The organism is Paenibacillus sp. FSL H8-0048 (assembly GCF_038002825.1).
Lineage (GTDB): Bacteria > Bacillota > Bacilli > Paenibacillales > Paenibacillaceae > Paenibacillus_AQ.
On the sequence record NZ_JBBODF010000001.1, the window covers coordinates 6,581,484 to 6,606,437 of the forward strand.

Annotated in this window: 32 protein-coding genes, 1 tRNA gene and 1 pseudogene; 17 read left to right on the forward strand and 17 right to left on the reverse strand. The window is 44.4% G+C overall.

Translation table 11 applies throughout. From position 1 onward, the window contains the following. Positions 1-1,079 precede the first annotated feature (1,079 nt). Complete coding sequence (locus NSU18_RS28565) at positions 1,080-1,439, reverse strand: hypothetical protein (protein ID WP_341150642.1); 360 nt, start codon at positions 1,437-1,439, stop codon at positions 1,080-1,082. 297 nt (positions 1,440-1,736) lie between these two features. Beyond that, positions 1,737-1,976 (reverse strand): DUF6199 family natural product biosynthesis protein, encoded by a 240-nt coding sequence (locus NSU18_RS28570; RefSeq protein WP_341150643.1) that lies wholly within the window; start codon positions 1,974-1,976, stop codon positions 1,737-1,739. 179 nt (positions 1,977-2,155) lie between these two features. Between NSU18_RS28570 and NSU18_RS28575 the strand changes: the two genes are divergently transcribed. Beyond that, the gene (locus NSU18_RS28575) at positions 2,156-2,959 is read left to right on the forward strand and encodes an undecaprenyl-diphosphate phosphatase (RefSeq protein WP_341150644.1); all 804 of its coding nucleotides are present in this window, start codon (positions 2,156-2,158) and stop codon (positions 2,957-2,959) included. Positions 2,960-2,998: 39 nt separating this feature from the next. On the opposite strand, the gene NSU18_RS28580 is transcribed toward NSU18_RS28575, so the two are convergent. The 3 genes from NSU18_RS28580 to NSU18_RS28590 all read right to left on the reverse strand — a co-directional run bounded on the left by NSU18_RS28580 (position 2,999) and on the right by NSU18_RS28590 (position 4,130). Then, complete coding sequence (locus NSU18_RS28580) at positions 2,999-3,163, reverse strand: hypothetical protein (protein WP_155991360.1); 165 nt, start codon at positions 3,161-3,163, stop codon at positions 2,999-3,001. Between the two features lie 103 nt (positions 3,164-3,266). Then, the gene (locus NSU18_RS28585; protein ID WP_341017624.1) at positions 3,267-3,809 is read right to left on the reverse strand and encodes an ImmA/IrrE family metallo-endopeptidase; all 543 of its coding nucleotides are present in this window, start codon (positions 3,807-3,809) and stop codon (positions 3,267-3,269) included. 144 nt (positions 3,810-3,953) lie between these two features. Next, positions 3,954-4,130, reverse strand: coding sequence for a YjfB family protein (locus tag NSU18_RS28590; RefSeq protein ID WP_341017625.1), 177 nt, complete (start codon positions 4,128-4,130; stop codon positions 3,954-3,956). A gap of 169 nt (positions 4,131-4,299) precedes the next feature. Between NSU18_RS28590 and NSU18_RS28595 the strand changes: the two genes are divergently transcribed. Continuing rightward, complete coding sequence (locus NSU18_RS28595; protein WP_155991357.1) at positions 4,300-4,455, forward strand: hypothetical protein; 156 nt, start codon at positions 4,300-4,302, stop codon at positions 4,453-4,455. Positions 4,456-4,502: 47 nt separating this feature from the next. Here the strand turns inward: NSU18_RS28595 and NSU18_RS28600 are convergent, their stop codons facing one another. Together NSU18_RS28600 and NSU18_RS28605 are read right to left on the reverse strand one after the other, a co-directional pair. After that, entirely contained in the window at positions 4,503-4,691 is a 189-nt protein-coding gene (locus NSU18_RS28600; RefSeq protein ID WP_340752379.1) for a hypothetical protein, read from the reverse strand. Positions 4,692-4,777: 86 nt separating this feature from the next. Further along, the gene (locus NSU18_RS28605; RefSeq protein ID WP_341017626.1) at positions 4,778-5,218 is read right to left on the reverse strand and encodes a NucA/NucB deoxyribonuclease domain-containing protein; all 441 of its coding nucleotides are present in this window, start codon (positions 5,216-5,218) and stop codon (positions 4,778-4,780) included. A gap of 142 nt (positions 5,219-5,360) precedes the next feature. On the opposite strand from NSU18_RS28605, the gene NSU18_RS28610 reads away from it, so the two are divergent. Continuing rightward, positions 5,361-6,857: a glycosyl hydrolase gene (locus NSU18_RS28610; RefSeq protein ID WP_341150645.1), complete on the forward strand. Its 1,497-nt coding sequence runs from the start codon at positions 5,361-5,363 to the stop codon at positions 6,855-6,857. Positions 6,858-6,874: 17 nt separating this feature from the next. Here NSU18_RS28610 and NSU18_RS28615 read toward each other — a convergent pair whose 3' ends face one another. Then, positions 6,875-7,366, reverse strand: coding sequence for a PH domain-containing protein (locus NSU18_RS28615; RefSeq protein ID WP_341150646.1), 492 nt, complete (start codon positions 7,364-7,366; stop codon positions 6,875-6,877). Positions 7,367-7,567: 201 nt separating this feature from the next. On the opposite strand from NSU18_RS28615, the gene NSU18_RS28620 reads away from it, so the two are divergent. Further along, positions 7,568-8,170 carry a hypothetical protein gene (locus tag NSU18_RS28620; protein ID WP_341017629.1) on the forward strand — a complete coding sequence of 201 codons (603 nt, stop codon included), beginning with the start codon at positions 7,568-7,570 and terminating at the stop codon, positions 8,168-8,170. Between the two features lie 171 nt (positions 8,171-8,341). Next, positions 8,342-8,677 carry a YolD-like family protein gene (locus NSU18_RS28625; RefSeq protein WP_341017631.1) on the forward strand — a complete coding sequence of 112 codons (336 nt, stop codon included), beginning with the start codon at positions 8,342-8,344 and terminating at the stop codon, positions 8,675-8,677. A 6-nt stretch (positions 8,678-8,683) separates the two neighbouring features. Here the strand turns inward: NSU18_RS28625 and NSU18_RS28630 are convergent, their stop codons facing one another. After that, a complete protein-coding gene (locus NSU18_RS28630; protein ID WP_200869526.1) occupies positions 8,684-8,845 on the reverse strand; it encodes a hypothetical protein in 162 nt (53 codons plus the stop codon). A gap of 179 nt (positions 8,846-9,024) precedes the next feature. On the opposite strand from NSU18_RS28630, the gene NSU18_RS28635 reads away from it, so the two are divergent. From NSU18_RS28635 to NSU18_RS28645, 3 genes are all read left to right on the forward strand, one after another. Beyond that, complete coding sequence (locus NSU18_RS28635; protein ID WP_341017632.1) at positions 9,025-9,711, forward strand: M15 family metallopeptidase; 687 nt, start codon at positions 9,025-9,027, stop codon at positions 9,709-9,711. 75 nt (positions 9,712-9,786) lie between these two features. Further along, entirely contained in the window at positions 9,787-10,263 is a 477-nt protein-coding gene (locus NSU18_RS28640) for a WGxxGxxG family protein (protein WP_341017633.1), read from the forward strand. 182 nt (positions 10,264-10,445) lie between these two features. Continuing rightward, a tRNA-Leu gene (locus tag NSU18_RS28645) sits at positions 10,446-10,531 on the forward strand. A 63-nt stretch (positions 10,532-10,594) separates the two neighbouring features. Here the strand turns inward: NSU18_RS28645 and NSU18_RS32455 are convergent. Beyond that, a pseudogene (locus NSU18_RS32455) lies at positions 10,595-10,831 on the reverse strand (tyrosine-type recombinase/integrase); the annotation flags it as partial. Positions 10,832-11,060: 229 nt separating this feature from the next. Here NSU18_RS32455 and NSU18_RS28650 point away from each other — a divergent pair. The 3 genes from NSU18_RS28650 (at position 11,061) to NSU18_RS28660 (ending at position 14,285) form a co-directional block, all read left to right on the forward strand. Continuing rightward, positions 11,061-11,636: a hypothetical protein gene (locus NSU18_RS28650; protein ID WP_341150647.1), complete on the forward strand. Its 576-nt coding sequence runs from the start codon at positions 11,061-11,063 to the stop codon at positions 11,634-11,636. Continuing rightward, positions 11,629-12,240, forward strand: a complete 612-nt coding sequence (locus tag NSU18_RS28655) for a hypothetical protein (protein WP_341150648.1) — start codon at positions 11,629-11,631, stop codon at positions 12,238-12,240. The genes NSU18_RS28650 and NSU18_RS28655 overlap by 8 nt, the downstream gene beginning before the upstream one ends. A gap of 650 nt (positions 12,241-12,890) precedes the next feature. Further along, entirely contained in the window at positions 12,891-14,285 is a 1,395-nt protein-coding gene (locus NSU18_RS28660) for a hypothetical protein (RefSeq protein ID WP_341150649.1), read from the forward strand. A 147-nt stretch (positions 14,286-14,432) separates the two neighbouring features. Here the strand turns inward: NSU18_RS28660 and NSU18_RS28665 are convergent, their stop codons facing one another. From NSU18_RS28665 to NSU18_RS28675, 3 genes are all read right to left on the reverse strand, one after another. Continuing rightward, entirely contained in the window at positions 14,433-15,488 is a 1,056-nt protein-coding gene (locus NSU18_RS28665) for an aldo/keto reductase (RefSeq protein WP_341150650.1), read from the reverse strand. Between the two features lie 115 nt (positions 15,489-15,603). Then, positions 15,604-16,518: an AraC family transcriptional regulator gene (locus tag NSU18_RS28670; protein WP_341150651.1), complete on the reverse strand. Its 915-nt coding sequence runs from the start codon at positions 16,516-16,518 to the stop codon at positions 15,604-15,606. 434 nt (positions 16,519-16,952) lie between these two features. Beyond that, the gene (locus NSU18_RS28675) at positions 16,953-17,246 is read right to left on the reverse strand and encodes a phosphatidylinositol kinase (RefSeq protein WP_341150652.1); all 294 of its coding nucleotides are present in this window, start codon (positions 17,244-17,246) and stop codon (positions 16,953-16,955) included. A gap of 219 nt (positions 17,247-17,465) precedes the next feature. On the opposite strand from NSU18_RS28675, the gene NSU18_RS28680 reads away from it, so the two are divergent. The 3 genes from NSU18_RS28680 to NSU18_RS28690 are packed head-to-tail and all read left to right on the forward strand — an operon-like array spanning position 17,466 to position 19,106. Next, the gene (locus tag NSU18_RS28680; RefSeq protein WP_036724153.1) at positions 17,466-17,783 is read left to right on the forward strand and encodes a PadR family transcriptional regulator; all 318 of its coding nucleotides are present in this window, start codon (positions 17,466-17,468) and stop codon (positions 17,781-17,783) included. Beyond that, the gene (locus NSU18_RS28685) at positions 17,780-18,340 is read left to right on the forward strand and encodes an HAAS signaling domain-containing protein (RefSeq protein ID WP_341150653.1); all 561 of its coding nucleotides are present in this window, start codon (positions 17,780-17,782) and stop codon (positions 18,338-18,340) included. Before NSU18_RS28680 ends, NSU18_RS28685 begins: the two co-directional genes overlap by 4 nt. After that, positions 18,330-19,106 carry a DUF4097 family beta strand repeat-containing protein gene (locus tag NSU18_RS28690; RefSeq protein WP_341150654.1) on the forward strand — a complete coding sequence of 259 codons (777 nt, stop codon included), beginning with the start codon at positions 18,330-18,332 and terminating at the stop codon, positions 19,104-19,106. The genes NSU18_RS28685 and NSU18_RS28690 overlap by 11 nt, the downstream gene beginning before the upstream one ends. 16 nt (positions 19,107-19,122) lie before the next feature. Here NSU18_RS28690 and NSU18_RS28695 read toward each other — a convergent pair whose 3' ends face one another. Then, a complete protein-coding gene (locus tag NSU18_RS28695) occupies positions 19,123-19,506 on the reverse strand; it encodes a VOC family protein (RefSeq protein ID WP_341150655.1) in 384 nt (127 codons plus the stop codon). Between the two features lie 168 nt (positions 19,507-19,674). Next, a complete protein-coding gene (locus NSU18_RS28700; RefSeq protein ID WP_341150656.1) occupies positions 19,675-19,902 on the reverse strand; it encodes a hypothetical protein in 228 nt (75 codons plus the stop codon). A gap of 207 nt (positions 19,903-20,109) precedes the next feature. On the opposite strand from NSU18_RS28700, the gene NSU18_RS28705 reads away from it, so the two are divergent. From NSU18_RS28705 to NSU18_RS28715, 3 genes are all read left to right on the forward strand, one after another. Continuing rightward, entirely contained in the window at positions 20,110-21,000 is an 891-nt protein-coding gene (locus NSU18_RS28705) for a fibronectin type III domain-containing protein (protein WP_341150657.1), read from the forward strand. Positions 21,001-21,135: 135 nt separating this feature from the next. Further along, a complete protein-coding gene (locus NSU18_RS28710; protein ID WP_341150658.1) occupies positions 21,136-21,852 on the forward strand; it encodes a hypothetical protein in 717 nt (238 codons plus the stop codon). After that, positions 21,839-22,087: a hypothetical protein gene (locus tag NSU18_RS28715; protein ID WP_341150659.1), complete on the forward strand. Its 249-nt coding sequence runs from the start codon at positions 21,839-21,841 to the stop codon at positions 22,085-22,087. Before NSU18_RS28710 ends, NSU18_RS28715 begins: the two co-directional genes overlap by 14 nt. 120 nt (positions 22,088-22,207) lie before the next feature. Here the strand turns inward: NSU18_RS28715 and NSU18_RS28720 are convergent, their stop codons facing one another. Next, the gene (locus NSU18_RS28720; protein WP_341150660.1) at positions 22,208-23,104 is read right to left on the reverse strand and encodes a discoidin domain-containing protein; all 897 of its coding nucleotides are present in this window, start codon (positions 23,102-23,104) and stop codon (positions 22,208-22,210) included. Positions 23,105-23,245: 141 nt separating this feature from the next. Then, the gene (locus NSU18_RS28725) at positions 23,246-24,712 is read right to left on the reverse strand and encodes a cohesin domain-containing protein (RefSeq protein ID WP_341150661.1); all 1,467 of its coding nucleotides are present in this window, start codon (positions 24,710-24,712) and stop codon (positions 23,246-23,248) included. Positions 24,713-24,954 lie beyond the last annotated feature (242 nt).

Sequence of the window (24,954 nt, forward strand, 5' to 3'; positions counted from 1 at the left end):
TTGCAAATGCTCAATAACTATGTTCATGAACTTCTTAAAATTTTTTAAAGCTTGTTACTTCCATTCTCTTGTTCTTTAGCTTTCTCACTGAAATGTAAGCTAATAATAGCAATTACCAATAAAATTACACCTACTATATTAGAGAATACAGGCTCATTGTTTGAAATTGATCGTATTAACAACCGAATATTAATAGCAAGAGCCCCGAACCAACATATGTAAACAAACCATTTAGTACTGTTCTTCATTATTTCACCTTTCATATACATTATTTTATAATTATACAATATAGAATCAGCATGTATCGCTTTCAAGCTGATCTTTAGTTTTCCATTATCCCAATAAGGAGGAATTACGAACCAGAGAAAAATCGTTAATTTAACAGTGATTATTCTGATCATATGTATTTTTTATTGTTTTTTCGTAAGCGGAGGTACTGCTGCGGTTGGAAGAATAGAAAAGAAAGTGGAAAAGAATAATCATTTATATATTGAAGTGAAGTTGGAAAACGGGACCCTTGAAAATATTAAAGTGCCGTCAATCGTCTGGCCTTTTTGAAGGAAAAGGAGTCGTATTTTATGGCTTACAAATATAATTTGTTGCGTAAGCCTTATCTTGTGAAAATTAAAGGAGATGAAATATAATCAGTGTATGATTTGATCAAGGGGTGAAACAATGAAATTACTGGACGGTCTCTAGCTTCCCTGAAGGAGGTTAGAGCTGAGTTGAGTAGAAGCGTTAAGAAAACAACCGTAAGTAAAGATCAGGCAAATCCCTGGACCAAACGACAGGCAAGCAAGGCTGTGCGAAGATACTCCCGAGGTATTCCTTATGGTAAATTCTATCGGAAAATTTATTGTTCGTGGGATATAAGCGATTGGAGATTTTACACACCTTATTTGCAAGCGGTCAAGGAATGGGAGACCAATGGTAGAAGTTGGAACAGACCCGTTAGCCTTCAAAAATTAACTTTAAACTGGAATAAGGATTTTAAAAGAAAATAAGAAAAGGGGTTGCCGATAGGGAAGCGTCGGCGGCTCCTTTTCTTATGTACGTTCTGTCTTAAAGAAGAGCTAGTTTTAATTTCTATCTACTAAAATAGTATATGCAGTTATGTTCCCGAATTCATCATATGAAAATATAGTTGAGGCTCCATATTGAACAGCTTGAACCCATCCATCTTCATACAATACAATAGCCCCATCATTAAAAATTAGTTCAAGTGATCCGGGGAGATACTTCCAATATCCTGAATTCATGTGAACAATAATTTGTTCAAAACTAGCCTTAGCACTCACATCTTGTGGAGTAACCTTGTTTAGAGTAGATACTGCGGGAAGATCAGGAGTCTGAATGGATGCAGTTGCTGCAAAAGAGGTGGAGCCTAAAGCGAAACAAGCTGTAACGGTTAAAAGGCCAACTAAAAGTTTCTTTTTCATACTTCAAACCTCCAAAATGAGTATTTTGTGTGTTACATAAGTAATAATAGATTAAATGGATTTATATGTATATAAGTAATAAGTATGGTTTTTAATGATATTATTTGTAATATATTGGAGGTTAATGTCGTTTGTTGATTTTTAATTGGATTTGAATAATATGTCCTAGGACTTTGTAAGGGTTATTATTAAAATGCAATTATATATAAGTTTTACTAATGAAAAAACGGGCCATTTTGTGGCCCGCGTGTTCAACTAAATTTCAATATTTGATTTTTAATGCTTTAAATTAGGGAATTAACCAAACATAGAAGGCAAGAAGAACAAGAAAAAGAGAATAAGAACGATCACGCTGGTGATTCTGCTCATCATAAGATAAGCCTCGCTGGGCCCGGAGTCGCCCTTGACCATCCAGCCGTAACGCATATGCCAGCCCATGGCCGGGAAGAAGATATTCAATACTGCAATCAATACGAAGAGAACAGCGAAAATAACAACCATTTTTACCAGCTCCTTTCTCCATTTACGAAAGCTCATTGCATGAAGTTGCATATTTCTGGATGCAGCTTCAAATTAACAACGCGGAATTCTTCCAGGCCCACATGACACTTATGTCACACCAACCCCCATATTGTTAGCCCATTCGATGGGGAATTCTATCTGCGTCTCTTATACTGGAAATATATTGATTTACTTCCGAAAGGGGCTATTCACCAGTGACTGAAGCTATCAAAGCAATACTATTAGGGATTATTGAGGGGTTGACTGAATTCTTGCCGGTCTCGTCTACCGGGCACCTTATCCTGGCAGGGGATCTGCTGAAGTTCGAAGGGGAGGCTGCGGTTACCTTCAAAATCGTAATCCAGCTGGGTGCGGTAATGGCCGTATTGCTGCTGTATTGGAAAAAGTATGTGAACATCGGGATGAATATGCTGAAGCTGGATTTCACCAAGAGCAAGGGACTGAATGCCATCCACATGATCCTGGCTATGGTTCCGGCACTGGTGGTATATCTGCTCTTCAAAGATACGATCAAGAGCCAGTTGTTCGGCCCTAAGCCGGTCCTCATGGGTCTGATTGCCGGTGGCCTGTTGATGATCTTCGCCGCGCGCAGCAGGAGAACCGTTACGTCAGAGACGGTGGACGGTCTTAACTATACGCAAGCCTTCGGCATCGGGCTGTTCCAGTGCTTAGCGCTATGGCCCGAGTTCTCCAGATCCGGCTCGACGATTTCAGGGGGCCTCCTGCTGGGAACCAGCCAGAAAGCCGCTGCGGACTTCACCTTCCTGATCTCAGTACCGGTAATGTTCGGAGCCAGCCTTCTGGACCTCTATGACAGCCGGGATCTGCTGAATTCAGATTCACTGACCCTGATGCTGATCGGGTTCGTGACGTCCTTCCTCGTAGCCATGATTGCAGTCGTCACATTCATCAAGCTGATTAAGCGGCTCCGCCTGGAATGGTTCGCGCTCTACCGGTTCGTGTTAGCGGGGCTGTTCTATGTAATTGTTATCATGTAATGGGTCCCTCTGGTGTGATCAGCTCCGGCGGTTCATTACTCAGCCGTATTCCTTAGGCTCCTGGAGCAGGATGGAGAAGGTCTGGGTCACGTGGTCCACTTCAATCGTCTCGATACCCACAAAATCCGGAATTTCAGGATGAACGGCATCCACGCTGTATTCAGGATGAGTCAGCAATAATTGAATGACTTTCAGGGCTTCCACGTTGATCTTGATCCCCTTTACAGTAGAATCTCATCATGACATTGCTTGTTGTTCGGAGCTGCATTGTTGTGCTGAGCTATGGTCTGTATTATCCCCGCAGCGCTTAGCGAATATGTCTGTGGATGATATTTCTGTCTTCGTTACGTTCCATAACAGCCATTAATTGCCCCTGGAAAATACGTCTTTGGATCTGGTCGATCCGCTGCAGCGCGAGAGGGACGGGGACCTGGAACGCTACAGCAAGCTCAGTAACGGCATCCTCACGGAGCTCGGGCAGCGTGTTCGCAGAAATCATGCTGTACGGCATGGAGGCATACAGGATGAACCGGTCGGATTCATCTCTCTGTGCCTGAGTGAACTCTCCGGGCATAAGCGTAGACTTGCCGGCATGCCGCAGCAGATGACACAGCTCGTGGAGGAATTCCAGCCGCTGCAGCTCGGGAGGGAGCCGGTTGTCGATGAACATGCTGTACATTCCGGCCGTAGCCTCAATCGCCTTGCTGCGGACATCGAGATAGTGTACCCAGATATTGAGCCGCTTCGATATGTAATCAATGGAGATGTCGGACGGCTTGCGGACACCAATGCGCTGGTATAAATCCTCTGTCCATTTCTCCAATGCGGTCATCTGATAATAGCCTTGCATAATCCATCACCCCATATATAAGATCGTGTGTTCGTGTTATTGGCCAAAAGAAAAGCCCGTAAGGGCTAAGCAGCAGTTCAGCACGCGACTCTTCATCGGCTGAAATATGGAACGGGTGTTCCTGTGTATGTAAGCATAAAGGAATTACGCTCGAATATCAAGTGTTTTTCCCAAGGTGGGGTGCGTGGCCTGACTCAGCATCTGAACCATATCCTGGGCACCGCTCTGCGCCTGCTCCTTGGCAAGGCTCATGACCTGCAGCCCTGCGGCCTGCTGTAAGGATGACTGACTCATCACTACGGATAATGCAGCAATATCCATCCGGCATTCCTCCCTCCATTTGTTGTGAAGCTATGGCTTCATACTCTATATCGACCACTGGACGCCTGTCCGTTAGGTGAATGGTATTTCTTTGCCAATTGGCCCATGCAATGAAGCAGAATTCCACATATTCTGTGCTGTATTCAATATTCAAGAGGAGGAATTAATCATGGGAGCAGAATATGGTTGCGGTTGTGGAAATAACGTAGGTGGAGTGAATCAGGGACCTCCAATCGTTCCGGTAGTAAGCCCTTGGACTTCGACAGGTGCAATTCTGGTTCTGTTCATTCTGCTGGTTATCATCACAAAAGCCTGTTTGTTCTAGAACAGCCTATAGCCAGTGTAGCCCTGTCCGGCCTGTGCCGGATAGGGCTATTTCTTTTTTTTCTTATGAGCACGGACCGTTGGCCCGATCTGGCGTTTGATTCTGCCTGTTGCTGCATCCGTTTCAATGATATAGAGCTCCTTGATTGTTCCGGCAAGCGCAAACCATTCCTGCAGGGCTTCAGCTTCGGACATAGGGCCGTACAGCCGTTTGCCCCGGTAACAGATATAGAACACATGCGGCTCTCCATCTAAGTTATATTATCCCATTTCATTCTACGCTTTATCGCAGTGAAATTGAATAACATCCCCCACAGGCCAGCTTATTTAAAAATAAACTCTACACGCGTACCATCTGCGAACGCCTCCAGCTGATTGCCGACCCAGCTTCCCGCTCCGCGGTTATCACTGGGGGTTATGTACTCAATATGGGCCCCGGCTCCGCCTTCCTCACACATGGCCATCGGCCATTCGTCCCGGTCATAGCCTTTCTTCGTGGGAACTCCCTTCAGAGACGCTTTGCGGTTCTCCTCCGCATTCTTGCGGTCGATGGTGCAGATGGCTGACTCTCCCTTACGGATGGCCTTCTGGATGTGCCTTGCGGTCTCCGGGTAGCGGTCTGACGGGAACTTCAGCTTCATGACCTCCGAAGAGTGGCCGGAAGGGGTCTGCGGCAGCCATTGCCCGTTCTCCTCCAGGAGGTAGGCGGACAGACTGAGCAGGGCAATAATGATGAGACTGATGATGGACTTTTTGGCTTTCATATCTGCTCCTTTGTAAATGGGTATGGGGTATAATGCCTGTGCCTTGAATAGTATAGCGTAAGAATAACGGATTGTGACAGCCCGAATTCTGTGCAGCAGCCGTGCTGAAGTTCCATAATTCGTCATAATATGTACAAACACAATGAAAAGGATGGTGGAAAATGTGGAACAGCGCAACCTCAGGGACCTGCTGGATGCAGCCTCACGGCTGATTGGTGATGTGCAGTGGCAAGCGGCTTTTCGCAAAATACAGATGGCTCCCGCTGACGCGGAGCTGGGGGCGCCCGCACGGAAGCTGCTGGAGACGCTGTACTGGCTGCAGGGCCAGGGAATGATCAGCGGCCAGCATGATTACCTGGAGAGCCCGGATGATATCAACAACAAGCTGAAGAATACGGCGGGCACCTATGCTGGGCTGCACGGCTATGAGATGGGGCCGATCAGCGGCCAGACGGAGAAGCTCATCAGCAGTCAGCGGCAGGGCGTAACCGACAGTGCGATCCGGTGGCACAAGGCCGGGGGCATCGTAGCGATGACCTATCATGCCAACCTGCCGGGCACGGCTCCAGCCTGGACGAATGTCTCCATGAGTCTCAGCGAAGCTAATTTCAGCAAATACATCACACCGGGAACGCCAGAGTATACGGCAATGATTGCAGAGCTCGATAAGGTCGCTGTTTTCCTGAAAAAGCTAAATGACGCCGGTGTCCCCGTACTCTGGAGACCCTACCACGAGATGAACGGCGGCTGGTTCTGGTGGGGTCAGAAAGCCTCCTTCGTGACTCTGTGGGAGATCATGTTCGAGCGGTACACGGTCTACCATAAGCTGCACAATCTGCTGTGGGTGTGGAGTCCGAATGCCAAGAACAAGAACAGTGAGGAGCCGGCAAAGTATTATCCGGGCAGCGGCAGGGTGGATGTGCTGGCGGCGGATATTTTCGAGGGGGATTACAAGGCAATCCATCACGATACGCTCTGGGACCTGGGGCGCGGCAAGCTGATCGCCATCGGCGAGAACGGGGAGCTTCCTCCGCCAGCTGTGCTGGCAGGCCCGCAGAACAAATGGAGCTACCAGATGACCTGGGGCAAGATGCTGTATGAGCGCAATAAGGAGGCAGTGATTCAGGCTTTTATGAAAAATAGTGCAGTATTCTCCAGAGATGATTACTCGGCCAAGGCAGCGGCGTATGCTTCTTCAGGAGGGGTGCTACCCAAGCCGGGCCTCTACGGACAGTACTATAACAATATTACGCTTAGCGGCACGCCTGCCCTCACCCGGACAGATGCCAATATTAACTTCGCCTGGAGGCAGGCGGCGCCTGATCCGGCTGTTCACGCAGATCTGTTCTCGGTACGCTGGAGCGGCCGGATAAGCGCTGCCTACAGTGAGACCTACACGATCTACTCCTATTCAGATGACGGAATACGGATATGGATCGACGGGAAGCTGATTATTGACAGCTGGATCAAGCAGAGCGGGCAGGAGCGGCAAGGCACCGTAAGTCTGATTGCGGGGAAGCTGCATGAGCTGAAGGTGGAGTACTATGAGAACCAGGGGGATGCGCGGGCGGTACTGATGTGGGAGAGCCCCAGCCAGGCCAAAGGCGTAATTCCGGCAGGAGCCCTCTACCTTCCATAACAAAGTGTAACGAAGCGTCAGATATGCTCGCGGTAGCTGATGTTGTTGGCGATTTTCTCGTCGCGGACGGCTTGACGCAGCGTATCCTTGACAGTCTGAACCTTACGGATTCTATAGAATGGGAGCTGCGGAGATGAAGCATCATCCGACAAAATGATCAGCGTCCCGATGCCCAGCATACGCTGCATAACCGACTGGGTGACGGAGAAATCGTTGACCCGCAGCAGCTCAATTTCTTCGACATCCTTGCCGATCAGTCCGCTCTTCACCATAATCCGCTGGGACGTAATCGTATACCTGGTGGTATTCAGCCCGATCAGTCCCTTAAGACGGTCAGAGATGCCGGCAGGCTTGCCCTGCCATAATTCTTGTTCGGGACCGGAGCTATGGCCAGCCGCCGGACGGCGTGCTGCTGCCGGAGAACCGGCTTCTTCTGTGCCTGCCCCGCATTCCCCGCAGAATCTGGCACCTTGCTTGTATTCCGCACCACATGCTGTGCAATAAGCCATGATAAATCTTCCTCTCCTTGAAGGGATAAATTCATTATAGTATAACAGGAATTGCCAGTCATCAACGGGTTATGGACCGCTGTTTCTTCCTATGAATACGCTTAACCGCTGACAGATGTTTCATTACCGCGAATTTTACATTAATTTCATTTGCACTTAACAAAAATCGATATTATTCTGTTAAGTGGAGGGATATTAACTATGAGACAAGCTTTACTTGCAGGACTGCTAATGGCCGTCATGATCCTCAGTGCCTGCAGCAATAACAGCGCCGAGCCGGCTTCCCCGGAAGCGGTGCAGGAGACGGTACAGAACTTTTACGATGAAATGTCGAAATTCGACGAAATGGGCAAATCCTCGCTAGAGAACTTCAACACGACATTTACCTCTTATTCCACCGGACAAGCGACAGACAAAGAATTCCAGAAGGCTGTAGACAGCTTCCAGGATACCGCCTCCGAGCTTGCAGATCATGTGAACGATATTAAAATTGCGCGCGGCCTGCCGGATACGATCGAGAAGCTCCTCAGAGATTCGATGATCGCTTTCCAGAGTGCCTATCAGATCAAGGAGAAAGCTTCGAAGAGCGCTGTATCGCCCGATGTAACCGCTGAGGAATTCAATGCGATGAATCAGCAGGCGGACGTAGCAATGCTCTACGGCATCTCCAAGCTGAATGAAGCCAGAGAAGCCGCCGGATTGATTGATCCGGAGCAATCCGTACCAGGAACTGTGTCAGATGCAGGCACAGATGCCAAGCAGGAACAGGGTACCGGAAGCGCAGGGACTTCGTCAGTGAAATAGGCAGAGACAAGACTTGTTATAGCAAAAGGGTTCAAAGGAAGACGCTGTACAGCATAACTGTGGGCGTCTTTTTGCTATGGAGGAATACCTAAATATTTCTGCTTGCCTAAGCTGCTAAAGCGCAGATATAATACAAACATATGTTCTGTATGAAGAATAGGAGGAACGGCTATGGGCAAGAAGCTTGAAGGGAACCGTCTGCCGGAGTGCAGCGGAAGGGTGCTTCCGGAGCAGATCGGACGGATGGGGAGAGAGCAGCGGGAGACCTGGCATAGCCTGAAGCCGGTGCTGGATGAGGAGAAGCTTGAGGAGATTGAGCATACGCTGGCCTTATCGCTGCGTAGTCATGTACGGGTAACTCTGGTGCTGTATGGTCCTCTGGAGCAGGTGAAGCTGAGCGGGTTCGTGACCTCCATCCATACCCACTCGCGGGAAATCAAGCTGCAGTGGGCAGAGGAATGGAAGTGGCTGCTTGTAGATGACATTGTGGAGGCTTATATTGTCTGACAGCTTTTACTTGCTGCGGTGTCCGTCCGTCTTCTCATAGGCAATCAGCGTGACCTCCGGGTTCCCGGTCATCCGGGCAATCTCCGATTCGGCCTGGCGGATCACCTCCACCACATCCTCTTGGTCGCTTAGCGGGGCTATTCTGTAGCTGTCGCTGTGAATCTCCATGTTCATCCCCCTTTCCGTTAGAATGACCTGACGACAGGTCTGCATTCTTATTCTGGCCTGTTGGTGCACAGTTCATCCGGGGAGATCAGGTGCGGTACCGCTTCTTTTTGACGAAAAAACGGTCATTGGCGTAAGCCGCCCGGCCAAAGCGGGCATATACTATACCAGGGGGTGAGTAGATGCTTACTTTGGAGCAGGTCAAGCAGAAGTCGGCCGCAAGGCTTACGAAGCTGCATCCGGCTGTACTGGCCGGGGCGAACGAGCTGATTAGACGCAGTTATAACCGGGGGGTGCCAATCCTCATTACGCAGGGCATGCGCACGATAGCGCAGCAGAATGAGCTATATGCTCAAGGGAGAACTAAGAAGGGCGACATTGTAACCAATGCCCGGGGAGGCGACAGCTACCATAATTACGGACTGGCAATAGACTTCGCGCTGCTGCTGCCGGATGGCAGGAATGTGTCCTGGGATATGAACCGTGACGGGGATGGCGATAAGGTGGCAGACTGGCAGGAGGTGGCGCAGGAGGGGAAGAAGCTGGGGTTCGAATGGGGCGGGGACTGGACCTCCTTCAAGGATTACGCTCATCTGCAGATGAGCTTCGGTCTTAGCATCCAGGATCTGAAGGCAGGCAGACGGCCGACCGCCCAGCAGAGTGCAGCCGCACTAAGCCGCATAACCGGAGGTGAGCCAGAGGTGAACAAGGATATCCCTGTAAATATTACGCTTAATGGTAAGAAGCTGACGACCGGTGTTATGGACGATGCGGTAACCTATGCGCCTGTACGTGCGATTGCCGAAGCGCTTGGAGCCAAGGTCACGTATAATGCGTCCAGTAAGACCGTGAACATTGTGAAGGAATAACTTCTCTGCATAGATGCTGTGCCGGATGGGGAAATTATCAGCGATTAACCACATCCATGAAGGGGGCACAACATTTTGAACAAGCTGATCACAAGTCTTGCCTGCGGTACCGTCCTGTCCATGAGTCTGCTCGGAGCAGGTGACATCTCCGCAGCAGCACCGGGCGGTATGACTACTACGACTCCTGGCGTTATGAGCACCACCGCTCCGGGCATGAACGGCACAACCACTGATGGCCGGATGGGCAACATGAATATGCGCGATATGGACGACCGGACGATGGACAATCGGGGCAATACTCTGATGAACGAGACCAGAGATTCCATGCATAAGACCGAATCCATCATGAAGGACAAAATCCGTACCGGCGACAACAGCTCCGTCTCCCCGCTGTCCAACGATAACCGGACGGGCCGCTACCGGGCACAGAGCACAACCACCACAGGCACCACTAACAACGACAACCGCTCCAACTGGGGCTGGCTCGGTCTTGTAGGTCTCCTGGGCCTTGCAGGCATGCGCAGCAGAACCGGCGAGCGCGACCGCCACTAGCCGGAGCAGGGCACCGCAGTTCTGCAAGTAAGGAACAGCAGCGCCAAGCAGTAAAGCCCGTGTCAGTCTCGGCTGAGCGGGCTATTTGCTGCTTATGAAGAAGAAATATTGGAAAAAGGAATTGCGTATCCTCCAGATACATGATATTATATCTCTTGTCGCGTATAACGCGCACACAACATGCCGGGGTGGCGGAACAGGCAGACGCACAGGACTTAAAATCCTGCGAAGGGTGACCTTCGTACGGGTTCGACCCCCGTCCTCGGCATACTAAAAAAACAGGGAATCCCTTGATATATAAGGGGTTTCTTTTTTTATGGCTTAAGCCAGCTTATAGAGAATGGGAATTTTTTTCGGGTTGGGGGACAGATTGGGGGCGAACTTTAGGATCGAAGACATCAAGGTGTGATGTTGTTTTACGACTCAGCCTTTTTGTGACATGTGCATATGTGTCTGTGGTTATCTGGTACGTAGAGTGCCGTAGCCGATGTTGGATCTCTTTAATGGATGCGCCTTGGCCTAGCAAGAAGGTTGCGTTAGTTTGGCGCAGGCCATGCAGTGATACATCGCGGAAACCATTCCGTTTACACTAGACTTTCAATTGTTGCGAGAGTATTGTGTGGTAATATGGCTTACCGGTTCATGAATGACAGACAAAGTTTCGATCTCCGCCTTCCCATGTTCCGGTTGCTTTTCTTCATACATAATAGAAAAATGTCACTTGACTAAAAATTAAGTGGCATTGGTAAAAATTTCTGGTATATTGATGGTAAGATCATAGATTTGGAGGGTGAAATATGAGTGATAATGTGGTTAGTAACTTGAGTGTTGATTTTTCAAAAATAGATGTAATATTATCTGAAGATCCACTGAATAAAGAATTCATTTTTAAAATAATTGAACAGTTTATTGACGGACCAAATCAGAAAGTTATTACCAAAATGGATGAGGTTTTTGGTGATAATATTGGTGCCTCATTAATGAGGATAATAATTGATGAATCTGATAATTTTAAAGGTCTTCAGAGTCCCCATCAAACATTTTATATGTGTATAAATACTCTTTTTAAAGAGAGAGCTCTTAAGGGTTTTAGTGCTCAAATAATGTCACCTTTGGCCTTGTTCACAATAGATCAAATTAATAATAAAAGAAATTTATTTAGAATTTTCAGAGTGGATAATAGTTACTATGATGTAGAATTAGATAGATTTGCAGCTTTTCATTTAATGAATGTCAGCCTTTCTGTGTTAGCAAATCAATATAATAGTGAAAGTTTGAACGATGAAGATAAAGAATACATAGAACAAAGATCAAAGGAGTTTTCTGAAATGATAAGTGAAATTTTCTTAGATTTGGGGGATACAAATGGGTGAAAGTTCTCGTGAACGTTGGAAGCCCGAGGTTCATACTGGCGGACTTCTAAATAGTGAGAAATATATGAGAGATATGGTTAATTCATTAATAAGGGCAAGTCGTAGTGCCACTTCTACCGTTTTTGATTCTCAGGCAAATAATGGGGAGATGAGAAGAGCTGCACAAGAGTTTTACAGAGGGGCGGCAGAGGTAGCGCCTAAAATGGATGATTCATTGGAAAGAGGCGGTGATGATATCATGGATGATTCAACAAAGATGATGTTTGAAAGAATGGAGCGAGATTCAAGGGAACGAGAGAATCGTTATCATAAAGATGCACAAGAACGGGAAAATCGCTATCGCGAAGAAATGAAAGAGCAGGATCGTAGATTACGGGAAGAAGCTAAGGAGCGAGAAGAGAGGATTCTCGCGGCTGTTAATGGGAGCTCAAAACGAATTGAGGATCAATTAAAAGAAGTAAAACAAGAAGTTAATGAAAATGTGAAACATGTCCAAAGTCTTGTTAGACAAAATTTTTGGGGTAATATTTCTACTATAGTAGCTGTAATAGGCATAGCAGCAACCATTTGTTTCACTATATGGGCAGCTTTAAAGGGTGGTTGAAATATTTGCAGAATTATTGAAAATCTATTCTATAAATTAAGGCGAAGTAGGTTTTTTAGTAAAAATAGTAACATTTTTAAAATGGATCATAATAAGATTATGCTGAAGAAATTTTGCCACCCTGTCATTACTGGCGGGGTATTTCTTTGCGTTCAGGAATATTTTCTTACCGTCATATACATAAAAAACGTTTCTCACACTAGAAATGGGGGACAATTAATTCATTTGTTTCACCCTCAAAACGTTGTCTGTCGGCCTTATAATCCACATAATATTATTTAATGCCATTGGTATGAAAAATATTATCAACAATAAAGATGCTTCAGCGGGCCTACATAAATGTTGGCCGCCGATCCAGGATACCTAGCAGTTGCAGAAGGAATTTAAACAGCGGAATATACGATTTATCCTTGATGAGCAGTCCGGGATGTCATCAGGACTGAGATTAGAATACGGCTAACTCATTACACAGCAGAACTCGGAAATTCATTGAAAATCTTTGAAATAAGATTCCTCATTACTTGGGAGAAGGTATTTATTTTAATTAATATGTGAACTTCGCGAGTATAGCATTTACATAATATCCCTAGTGCCATATATTAAGTTTATAGTTGATATCTATTTTTCTTAATTTCTTGGAGGTGAGGTTTTTGAAAAAAAGCGGGTCGTTTTATGTCAAAAATAACAAGCATTTTGAATCTAGATATAGAAAGTATGTAATTGAATCTGTACATGAAAACACATTGTCTCACTCAGAACAAAAAGAAGGTGCCGCAGATCTGATGCAGCATTTAATAGAATATGAAAATATCAATCAAACGGTATTGGGAAGTTACCTGACAACTTTATTATTTAAAGCAAAAAAAGAACCAAGATATTATGTGAGTGAGAGAATTAGCATTCTAAAAATAATATATAAGTTCGCTCTAGATAATAAAGCGTGGTTTGATTTATGGAGATCCTATTACCTAATACAGAAACATCTAATAACCGAAGGAATAGGTATCATAGACACCCAAATTCAGTTTGAATTAATGGATTTATTTAGGTACTTCATGCCTAGTAAAAAGGTTCCATTGGGAATTGATAAGTATGGAAAACTGATTATTGATAAACCTCCATTTTATATAACAGAAAAAGTGTTGAATATGTTTGATGATCAACTATCAATAGGAAGAAAAAAGACCAAAGAACTGTATACTATCCAATTGCATGCTGCTGAACTGTTAATTTTTCATTCATTTTCTTTCGGACTATACGATGAGGACAGTTTGGACTTACTTTCGAAATCACAGTTAAATTATGATATGTTAAAAAACAACAAAATTTCCTTGCCCAGAACAATAAAATGGAGTGAATATGAAACTGATATTTTGGAGAATAATAGAAAGTTTACTATGAATCCTAACGGAGTTGTAATTGATTGCTATAATGCAGGGGATATAGATCAAGTCATTCTGTTGGAAAGAAAAGGGCATTTGTTATTCAAAGTTCATTTTTCTTCTTTTGGTCATAAATTAAATCATAAAGATGAATTAATAGAAGATTCAAGCGGATCTGAGTTTTGTGGATACTTTAGTTTGCTTGGATTCCCTACAAGTCAATTTGGACATACTGTTGACTTTCTTGAGTTTGAGTTCATTTTGTACGATTTCATTTGGGAGTGCTATGCTGATATAGTATGTGGTTCTGACTTTATTTTTAGGAAATTCGGGATGAAATCAATTAACGTAAGTTCTTTAAACAGCGAGGAAGCTAATGACTTATCTAAAGAACAAAAAACGATAGGTAAAAGGTTTGTACCGAGACCTATACATCAAAAAGCAAAATTAATTTCAACAAGTATCGGCGACTATGAGAATGAGTTGAAAAAACATTTTGTACCAGGACATGTAAGAAAGTTACCAGAAGGGCAAAGTGCAAGTCGAGAAGCTGTAAGTCACGCAACTGAGCATGGTATTGAAATTCCGTTAGGGCATACTTTTGTTCGTCCCTACAATCCCCAAGAAGAAAGAGTCAGAACACATTATATAAAAGTTTTGTGATGACATTTGCGCTACTTGACTATATTGTATTGATTAGCTTGTCTTGGCCAACGTGTCATAAATCAGGCGGCAGGATAGAAAATTTATTGCTTTTCCCATTTATCAAGCAGGCCCATGCAACTGCACGGGCCCCTTAATCCATTCATTTCACTTCCCCCCACCCGGAAGCACAACCTCATGCCCAACGGTTGCGGCCATGCGGGCAATCGACTTCGGATCGGAATTTCTAACATTTACGTCGATGCGGGGGGTGTAGGCGGCTTCCAGCCTTGCAGCTTCTTCGTCGGATAGCTTGATCGAGAGGGCTTTTATCGCATCGTCAATATGACTGGTTTTGAGAGCTCCCACGATGGGGGCGGCAACGACTGGGTTGCGGTACAGCCAGGCGAGTGAGATTTCGGCGCGGCTAACTCCGCGTTCCTTTGCAACTTGACCGATGGCTTCCACAATCTTTTGGTCGGCTGTCGCAGTTGCCTGATAGTATTGGGCAGCACCGGCTTCGGTCTCGGAGCGGGGCGTTTGTGTACCCCAAGGCCGGGCAAGGACGCCTCGCGACAGCGGACTGAAGACCATGGTCTGAATCCCTTCGTCAGCACAGAGCGGGAGCATCTCGTTCTCTTCCTCGCGGGCGATCAGGTTGTAGTTGTGTTGCATGGTGATGAAGCGGGCCCAACTGTTCTTTTTCTGGAGATGCAGAGCCTTGGCGAACTGCCAAGTTCTCATGGTGGAGGCGCCCAGATAGCGCACTTTGCCCATTTTTACGAGATCATGAAGGGCTTCAAGTGTCTCTTCCCACGGTGTAAAAGGGTCCGCACGATGAATCTGGTACAGGTCGATATAATCTGTCCCAAGACGCCGCAGGCTGTGGTCAATTTCCGTCATAATCGCCTTGCGAGAGAGCCCGAATGAGTTAGGTCCTGAACGCATGGGAGCCCCCAGCTTGGTGGCAATGACGACGTTCTCCCGTGTAGCGTAATCCTTGATCGCCCTGCCGAGGCTCTCCTCGCTGGTTCCGTGCGAATACAGATTAGCGGTATCGAAGAAGTTGATTCCCGCCTCAAGCGCATGTCTGATCACAAGACGGCTGCCTTCCTCGCCCAGCGCCCAGCCAGGGTAACCAATGAGGGGATCACCAAAACCCATACAGCCGATACAGACCGGTGAAACTTCGAGGCCGGAGTGGCCTAGTTTAATATATTGCATGAATACCTCCTGAATAAATTTTATTCTTGTTGAACCTTATTGAAGGTATCCATAATATACAGCGAATGCCCAAACCACCGGTACTCCGATCCGATCAAAAGGTTGCCTAATCCTATCACGGACGACTTTTAAACTTCTTCATGTCCTCTTTGGGTGGAGAGCCAAACATCCTGGAATACTCCCGGCTGAATTGCGTCGGACTTTCATAACCTACCTGATAAGCAGCACCCGCTGCATTCTCTGACCCGGATAGTAATAGGCGGCGGGCTTCCTGAAGTCTTAGCTGTTTTTGAAATTGAATCGGGCTCATGCCGGTGATTTCCTTGAAATGCCGATGGAATGACGGAACACTCATCTTCGCGATGTGTGCCAGATCCTCGATGCGGAATGCTTCCTGATAATGATTCAGAATGTGCTCGATGGCATTTTTAATATGAACGCTTGGACTCCCCTCCGTTACAATTTGTCTTAAGGAGTCACCGTGTTCACCATGCAGTATCTTGTATAGAATTTCTTTGGCAAAAAGCGGCGCCAGACCAGGAATATCTTCAGGTGTATCCAGCAGCCGAACCAGCCTCACAACAGCATCTAACAGAGGGACATCCAATTCGCCAACATTCATACCGCGTTTGGATGTTCCTTTGAAGTTCCCCTTGAGTGTATCATCGCCTACTAGCTCTAAAATGTGGCCGGGCGTAAATTCAATCCTACAGGTTAAGTTGGGCACTTCGGGCGTTGCTTCCAGCACTTCGGCAACGATCGGCAAATCCATAGAGGCTACAAGGTAGTGTGGGGGACCATACCGGTAGCGCTCATTACCAATAACTATATCTTTTAGACCTTGAACGACGATACAGAGTGAGGGGTTGTTAAGCTTGAAGGGAGGTTCAGTCTCGGTAGAATGGTAAGGAATAGAACAACGGGAAAAGCTGAGGGACGAAACTAATGTAGAGTGGGGACCATCTATAGGAGTATGGCGATCCACGAGCTCCGCAAGCTCTTTTTGCAAATAATCATTAAGGTCAAACATAGGGTTCCTCCTGTAAAAGCTTTATCTTTAGGTCTATGTAATGTTCATCATGATAACCATCCGTTGTTATTCGCGTACCTTATTTTAACATAGGAATGTGAAAAGCTAATAACAGAAACCCCGTCAACCTTATTGCCGCATGAACAACTGCTGTATGCAAAATAACCCCACAAAGTGGGGCTTTAGCGTAGGTGATGACTCAGGTACTTTGCGGGGACCCCAAAACTTATAGATTCTTATCTATCAAAAAAAGAGCTACTGTCGTAGCTCCCTCACAAAAACTATTCTGGCATGATCCAGACAATCTCGCACATGGGATACATTTGATTATTCAGCACTTTGTTACCTCCCAAATGGTTATACATCATCCTATGCTAATGCCCACTTCAAGAGCTGGGCGGGTACCCACGCAATAACGTATTCCTTAATCATTATTAAATGAAAAATGGAAGCAAGTACAAAGCTGTAATGGCACCATAGGGGATAGGTCTTGGATAAAAGCGGCGGCGCGGGTAGAAACCCGGATAGTATCCGAATTGTCTGTAGGTTGTTGCGTTAGCAGGCATTCCGTTCATCTGGCCAACCATTTCATTGGTGGGAATGGCAAGTATAACGTTGTTCTGATCGATTTGAGCAATAAACCCGTCGTGAGACTGACCATCACTTGTAGTAATACCGACATACTTATTCATACAATTCCAGGCAACTTGTTGATAATTCGTTTCCATGGGGTAACCTCCTCAAATACTATCTCGTCAATAGTCTATGGACTATAACCTATATCCATCACGGCATATGCCTATAGCACACAAAATTCATAATGAATTAATCCTGTAAAATATAACTGCTGCCAGTAGCTACCTTGCAATAAACAGTAGTCAATGGTAATCTTTGTATCAGGGACTACTGTTTATTACACAGTACTAAGTAAAGCGTGGTGATAAGGATTGAATGTTCAGTTCAAGAAGGGTGTGCTGGAGCTATGTGTGCTTGTGTTGACCTCACAGAAGGACCGGTACGGATATGAGCTGGTGGAGCAGATCTCGCAGAAATTTGCCATTGCGGAGGGAACCATCTATCCATTGTTAAGAAGGCTGGCGGCAGACGGGTTATTCTCAACCTATTTATCCGAATCGGAGGAGGGGCCGCCCCGGAAGTACTATAAGATTACCGATGAAGGAAGGAGAGTCATGCACGACATGATTGAGGAATGGAATGCTTTTGCAATAGGGGTGCAGGAGATTATTAAGGGGGGATCGGATTGAATAAAGAGGCCTATCTGAATGAATTGGCACGGTATCTGAAGCTGCTTCCTCCTGAGGAATGTGCCGAGCTTATGGGGGAGTTCAAGGAGCATTTCGAGTTTGCCCGGTTAAGCGGGCGGTCTGAAGCAGACGTAATTACCAAGCTGGGCCACCCCCGGGTGATTGCCCGTGAACTACTGACCCAGTCACAGATTGAGCGAGCGGACAAATCCCCAACCCTCGTAAGCGTGACGAGAGCGGTTATGGCCACGGTGAGCTTAGGATTGTTCAACTTGGTTATCGTTCTGCTACCTTTTATCACTTCCTTAACTGTGATTGCCGGGGTATTCGTGGTTGCTATTTCCCTGCTTATTTCTCCGGTTCTGTTAATTCTTCAGTATCAGTCGATTGCGCTGTCTATCAATAGCCTTTTTCTGATGCTGGGCATGGTCGGCGTGGGACTGCTAGTAGCCCTTGGAACATTGAAGCTCACCCGGCTGTATTACCATCTTGTGATCCGGTACCTGAAGTATAATCTGACAGTTATCAAGAAGGATGTGGTTTCTTTTGAAAAATAGATCCCGGAACGTAACCAGACTTGCCCTGCTCCTGATTGCAACTGGAGTTATTGGAAATGTAGTGCTGTATCTGTTAGGCAATTCACCCTTCAATGTGCATGAGCTATCGTTTGAACAGCCTGTCCGGATGGACCAGACCACCAGCGTTCTTCTTCAAAATCAGATTGGAACGATTGATGTGGTTCCCATTCAGGGAGATGAAATCAAGGCAACCTTAGGCGGGAAGACGACCAAGGCATTAATGAAGGATTACAAGCTGGACATTACTCAGGATCAGGGGCAGACCCGGATAAAGGTTGTTCAGGATAACCGCTACCGCTTTTTTGACATCTATACGGAGCTTAAGCTCACGGTTGGGATTCCTGCGACCCGGCTAGACCAGCTTGAGGTGGTAACGGACTCCGGAAAAATTGATATCGGCCCCGTCCTGGCGAAGGAATACCGGGTGGTAAGCGACTCGGGAGCGATCAAGCTGGTTATCGCAGAGGGGATTATCCATGCGAAGACGGATACGGGGAAAATCACCGCCTCGGTTGAGCACATTAGTCAGGATATCCATGCCACCTCGGACAGTGGAGATATTACTATCCAGACGGCTGAAGCGCCTAAGGCCCTTCGCACCCAGTTCTCTGCGGATTCTGGAACGGTTCAGGTCACGCTGCCGGATTATCAGGAAGGTTCTATCGGTGAGGGCGGGCCGCTCGTCGAGCTGATCTCTGACACCGGAGACCTTAAGGTGGAACAGTATTCAGGCGAAGGTGCATAGATATATATTTATCATTTTAAGGAGCGGCTACTTCTACTTTAATTCGATCGGGGTCTTCAAAAAATAGAGCATAATAATGTTCTCCGCCTGCAAAAGGATGCCTGTCCTCGTAAAGAATATTCATACCTTTAGCACGAATCCTTGTAGTCAGTTCATCTACTTGTTCTCTTAAATTTGCATGGAATGCCAGATGATTCAATCCAATCTGACTGCGATGATAAGAGGCTTCCAGGTATTTTTCTTTGGTTTGAACGAAGACAAGGTAGGTGTTACCTGATTTCCAACTGATGCCTTCTTCCCATTGCTGATATAGAGTATAACCCAGCTCAGACAGAAACCATCCCCAGAACTCTGCCGAACGTCTAAGGTCTGAAACGTTAATTTCGATATGATGTATCAATGAGTTGGACCTCCTTGTTATTTGCCTAACCAATTATCAGTAAGGTTTAAAATGGACGGCGGTGCTCGGGTAATTAGTTTGCTAGATCGTCAGTCCGCCATGCTGGAAACAATAAAGGTTAGAAAATAGTTACCAGAATAACCATCTCCATCTTAATTGGGGGACGGTTTATTCATTCGTTTTACCTTCAACCCGCAGTCTAATGACTGGTGAAATACTTTTCATATCCACATATGGCACCCAAACCGGCCCCTCGATGGTATTGATCTTTACCCGATCAGGATCTGCTGATACCTCCGGAATGCCTTTCGCCTTTCCTCCACCATGAAGCCATACAACAATCATTTCTCGGTTTACGGCCGCAGTCTTAATGCTTTGTTTAAGTTGTTTATCCATTATTGCACCCCGGAGCTTTTCTGATTATTATACAGCCACTTTATAGCTAAGGAAAATTTTCCTTACATGATTCTCACTTCTTTACCATTCCACATATTACCTCAATAACCCTTAAGTGTATTGTGAATTCCTGTCGAGAAACAGACTGTTTGTTCGCCTTTATTTAGTGTAGGCTTGATGCATACATATTAAAGGAGATGGAAGTTTGTGAAAAAGAAAATAGGCATTATAAGTAAGTTGGCAATGGTGATGAGTCTATTGTTATCTATTATTTTGATCCACCCAACAGTGCAAGGGAATGTTTCATATGCCGAGGGTGGGACAGTAGCTGATGGGATGCAGGGAGCATTACCTCCAGATGGAACAATAGTATCTGCAAATAACTCATACGGTGGGATGACACCTAACAATGTAGTAGATTCAAATTTAGAGACTTTTTGGAATAGCGGTGGGTATAACGGTTCTATAGAAATGAAATTTCCTGAAGAATTATATTTGGATTTTGTTCAAATAGCATCTTCTGCTAGTCCCAAAACGAATGTTACTTACAAGATATATGGTTTACAGTCGGGAGCTTGGGTTGATATATCTGGAAAAGTTAATAGGGATGTAGAGAATCATGCAACTAAAAAATACACTATTTTAGAACCCTTTGTTGTAAAACCCGGAAAGTATAACGGTATTAAGATAGAATGTACTGGAAGTAGTACTTGGATCGCTATTAGCGAAATCACGGTAGGATATTCAACACTTAATCCAACTCCTGTACCTACAGTAGAACCAACACCAGAACCAACGGTTACTCCAGAACCAACTATTGAGCCAACGCCAACAGTAACACCGTCACCAACTCCCGAACAACCTACAGGAGATCGCGCAATCCTGGTTGTAACGATGAACACTGGACTTGAAAAAGAATTTGATCTTCCTATGTCTGAGGTCAATGCCTTTTTAAACTGGTACGATACAGCCTCTGGATCGGCCCGTTATGGAATTAATAAGCACGACAATAACAAAGGGCCATTTACCAGTCGTATTGATTATGTAATCTTTGATAAGATACTCACGTTCAGTGTGGACGAGTATTCTACAAAATAGAATTTTGTCTTAGCCAATCCCGCCAGTAATGGCGGGATGTTTTTTTGCATTCAGGAAAAGTTTCCTTACTCACATATACATAATGTTCCAAATGATTTATATTTGATGTACATATATAAACACGGAGGGGTATTATTGTTCGGGATACAAATTTCAGTCTTAGTTGTTGCCGTTTTTACTGCATTCGTTGCATATCAATTTAGAATTAGGGAGAAAAAGCGAGATTTGGCTCATGCAGAACTTTTGAAGAGTTACGGGGAAGTGTACTCGCCCATTCTTTTTTTGTTAAAAGAAATAAATGGAACTCCCAAGGGACAAGAAAAAGAAGCGCTTATAGATAAGATGTTTAATGATTATGGTTTGGTAAATTCAAAGACTCACTTAATAGGAGCAGTAAAAACATTAAATATTTACTTTGAATTGACAGGATTTTATAGAGCATATAAAAATAACAAGGAAAGCTATGAGGAAAAATTTCTTGAGTGCCTTGAAAAATTCAATGATGAGATAAATAAGGAATTTTGGGATGCTCACAATATCATCTATAAAGAACATATACGTTACAAAAATCATCATTTTCATCCAGTAAAATCATTATTCTTAGATTTGTTAGCAACTCTAAAGTTTATAAGTGAACTTGGATTAAGTTGTTCCATTGTTATGTGGGCTCTAATTGCGACAAACATAATATTTAAATTAGATGCTTTTTCAGTTGAGATAGCAGGATCAGCTTTAGCCATATCATTGCTAATTTTTATTTTGTATATTTTTGCAGTTCTGTATAACAATCAGTTTTACAATAAAACTAATAATCTTTATAAAAAAAAGAAGATAACGTTTGATAGGGATTGAGCTTTTGACCACTAAACATAAAATCCTTGAAAGCGATACAGACTTGCTGCTGGCCGCCCTAGCACAGTTTAAGGTATCAGTATGGTATCAGGCAGAACCGGACCCAATTGGCCACTTGATGGACTATGGTGGTTTAGTTGAGGGATATACACCAGAGTCAATAAAGATAGCCGGTGCTCTATTTAATCGGGAGCATTTTGAATTTCGCGTATCCCTGCGGACTTCTCATAAATGAGGTGAGTGATTGTTTTCTATATTAGAACTTAATTGTTGATCTTATAACAAATACCTTATGGGAAAATCGAAAAAAGAAAAAATAACCCGCCGGGCTTATGCCTGACGGGTCTCTTTTTGTTTATTGAGCTGTATATTCACTTACTTCAAAGGTTAGGATCTTATCATGTATCACATATTCAGTACGGTTACTGAAAGGGCCTTTGTTATTGTTGTGTTTATTAATACCGTACCGGCTAGATCCGTTTGCTGAATCGTACCAGTTCAAGAAAGCATTAACTTCTGACATAGACAGATCGTATTCCTTTTCTGCACCACTTGAAAGTTCGATAGTAAGTAATGCGCGATCACCAGATGACACATCTGGAGTAGGTGTTGGTAAATTAGTTGGAATAGGGGGCGGGGATGATGTAGGAAGTGCAGTCGGTTCAGGCGTTGCAGTAACAGTGTGGTACATTTCCATTTCTCCTAATGCAGTGAAACCAGATAAACCGTTATTATTTAAAATATTCAATCTATATTTTGTATAGGATTTTTCATTACTGAAAGAAAAAACTTTCTCTACGTGTGCTTGCCAATCAGTAACGTTTGTTTCTGAATGAAGTAGAATCCAATTATCACCATCCCAAGCATCAAAGGTGAAGTCTTTAGGAGTTTCATTTTTATAAGCATCTTGAGTAATGTCGGAACGAGGCCATAATGCAAATTGATTAATAACAACAGGGCTGTCAAATTCATATGAGACCCATCCAAACGGCTTTGTCTGACTACTCGCCCATCCATATGCATCGTCCTTAATTCCATTGAAAAGGTTAAAAGGTTGGTGTCTGCTTGCCCAAATACTACTTGCAGTAGTATGACCAAGTGGAGAATCATTTGAAGTCATGATAGGAATCAAATTTTTTGGCGCTGAACTCTCTTCAGCGGATATTGATAAAGGAAAAGCAAACGAGGAAAGTACACCGATAAGTAATAGAACGGTTAAAGTTGAAACGATAATCTTAAATGATTTTGACACTTTTAAATACCACCTTTGTAATTGAATAAAATGTGTGAAGAATTAAACAATACTAAACTTTATTGCTTATATTGGAGATTAATAAATATATGTGAAAAACAACCCGTCAGACTTTAAGGCTAACGGGTTGTTTTTGTATAATTAAGTATTAGGCAGATAATCTGGATTGTTTAGAATTTGATCAACAATAAAGAGCAGGTCATCATCATTGACATATTCATCACCGGCTTGCTGAGCATTATACTTTACCGGATCAACATCGGGGGCGAAATACTTGAAGTATCTGGCATCAATCGCAAGGTCAACAAGGGTGTACGTACCAGACTTGTTGACGTCAGTTGCTTCAATGATGATACTGTCTTCCAGGCAGTTATCCTTCTCCAAGTCATATTCCTCTTCGGTATCTGCAATCCTCGCTTTAGTTGCATCGACGACTGCTGTGCCTTTAGCCTTGGCTTTGAATTTGAGTTTTACGACAACCGTATCTTTGTTGATGCCGTATTCTTCACCCTGACTGGCTACTACAAAACGGACAGCACCGTTTTGATCAACGGGTTTATTGTATACTTTATAACCGGCTACCTCTTCAAACCCGAGATATTGCAAGTGCTCTTTGTCATACTTCACTTCAAAGTCTTCAGCATAAATATCTTTCACATTTTTCAGTGATACATCAGCTGTAAATTCTTTGCCTAAACCAATCTTTTCTGGTGTAATAGCTACATCAAGAGTTGGCTTCAAGGCCGGTGTTGGTGTAGGACTTGGTGTTGGTTCAGGTGTAGCAGTTGGCGTAGGGCTTGGTGTTGGTTCGGGTGCAACAGTAGGTGTCGGCGTTGGTGTCGGCGTTGACCTTTCCCCGAAAACATCAAAAGTCATAACTTTCCTACCACTATACTGTCTAAGCAAGTAAACGGTTTTAACATTTTTTGCATCTATTTTTATAGTCTGATCACCACCAGGAACGCTTGTAACCGAAGCTATCGCATTACCACTTGAATCCAATGCCGCAAAGTACACACCACCTGATTCCTCGCTTACAACACGTAAAGTGTGTAAATTCTGGGGAGTAGGGAAGGAATACCATAGATACTGCCCGGATTCTATGCTCATAAAAGTAGTATCATCACCATCAGTAGGTTGATTGTAATAACTTCCAAGAACCCCAGGAGCTCTACTGAGATTCAAATTCAGTCCATACAAAAGCCCTTTAGGTTTAGGTGTTGGTGTCGGGTCAAGATCAATAAAATCAGTATCAGTAAAAACCCCTATTGGACTACCGCCTCCGTTAAACAGTTCCACCGTGCTAAGTGATGAATTCGCAGATAGCGTAATTACCATATACTCGGTACTGAAGGTTGAACTAGTACTTGCATTTAACGGAATAGTTGAAGCGAAATTAACGTTGAAAGTCTGGTCGCCATTTTTGTCGAAAAATTTAAAAGAATCAAACCTGCCCATTCCACTAACATGAAATTCATTTATGCTATAGGTTTTACCGAAATTGATTCTTATCGTCTTTGGCTTATCACCAGACGAAATGTCTGCAAAAGCCCCCTGCAAAGGCAGCGCCGCAAACAGTAAAACGATGATTAATAATACCTTTTTCAATTGACCCACCTCACATTAATTTTCAAGTCATCATTAATAGATTTTCTATGTACTCATTAATCAGCAGACTTATTTCCCCTTTCGTAGATTAATTTGTATTTAGTTGCCTGGACTATCCTAAGGCAATAATTGTAATACGTCTAAACAATAATTCTTATATTTGGGATATATAGATTGAAGACATTAAAAGTACATAATTATGGGAATGTAGGCAGTGGTATGCCTGAATAAAGCGGGGAAAA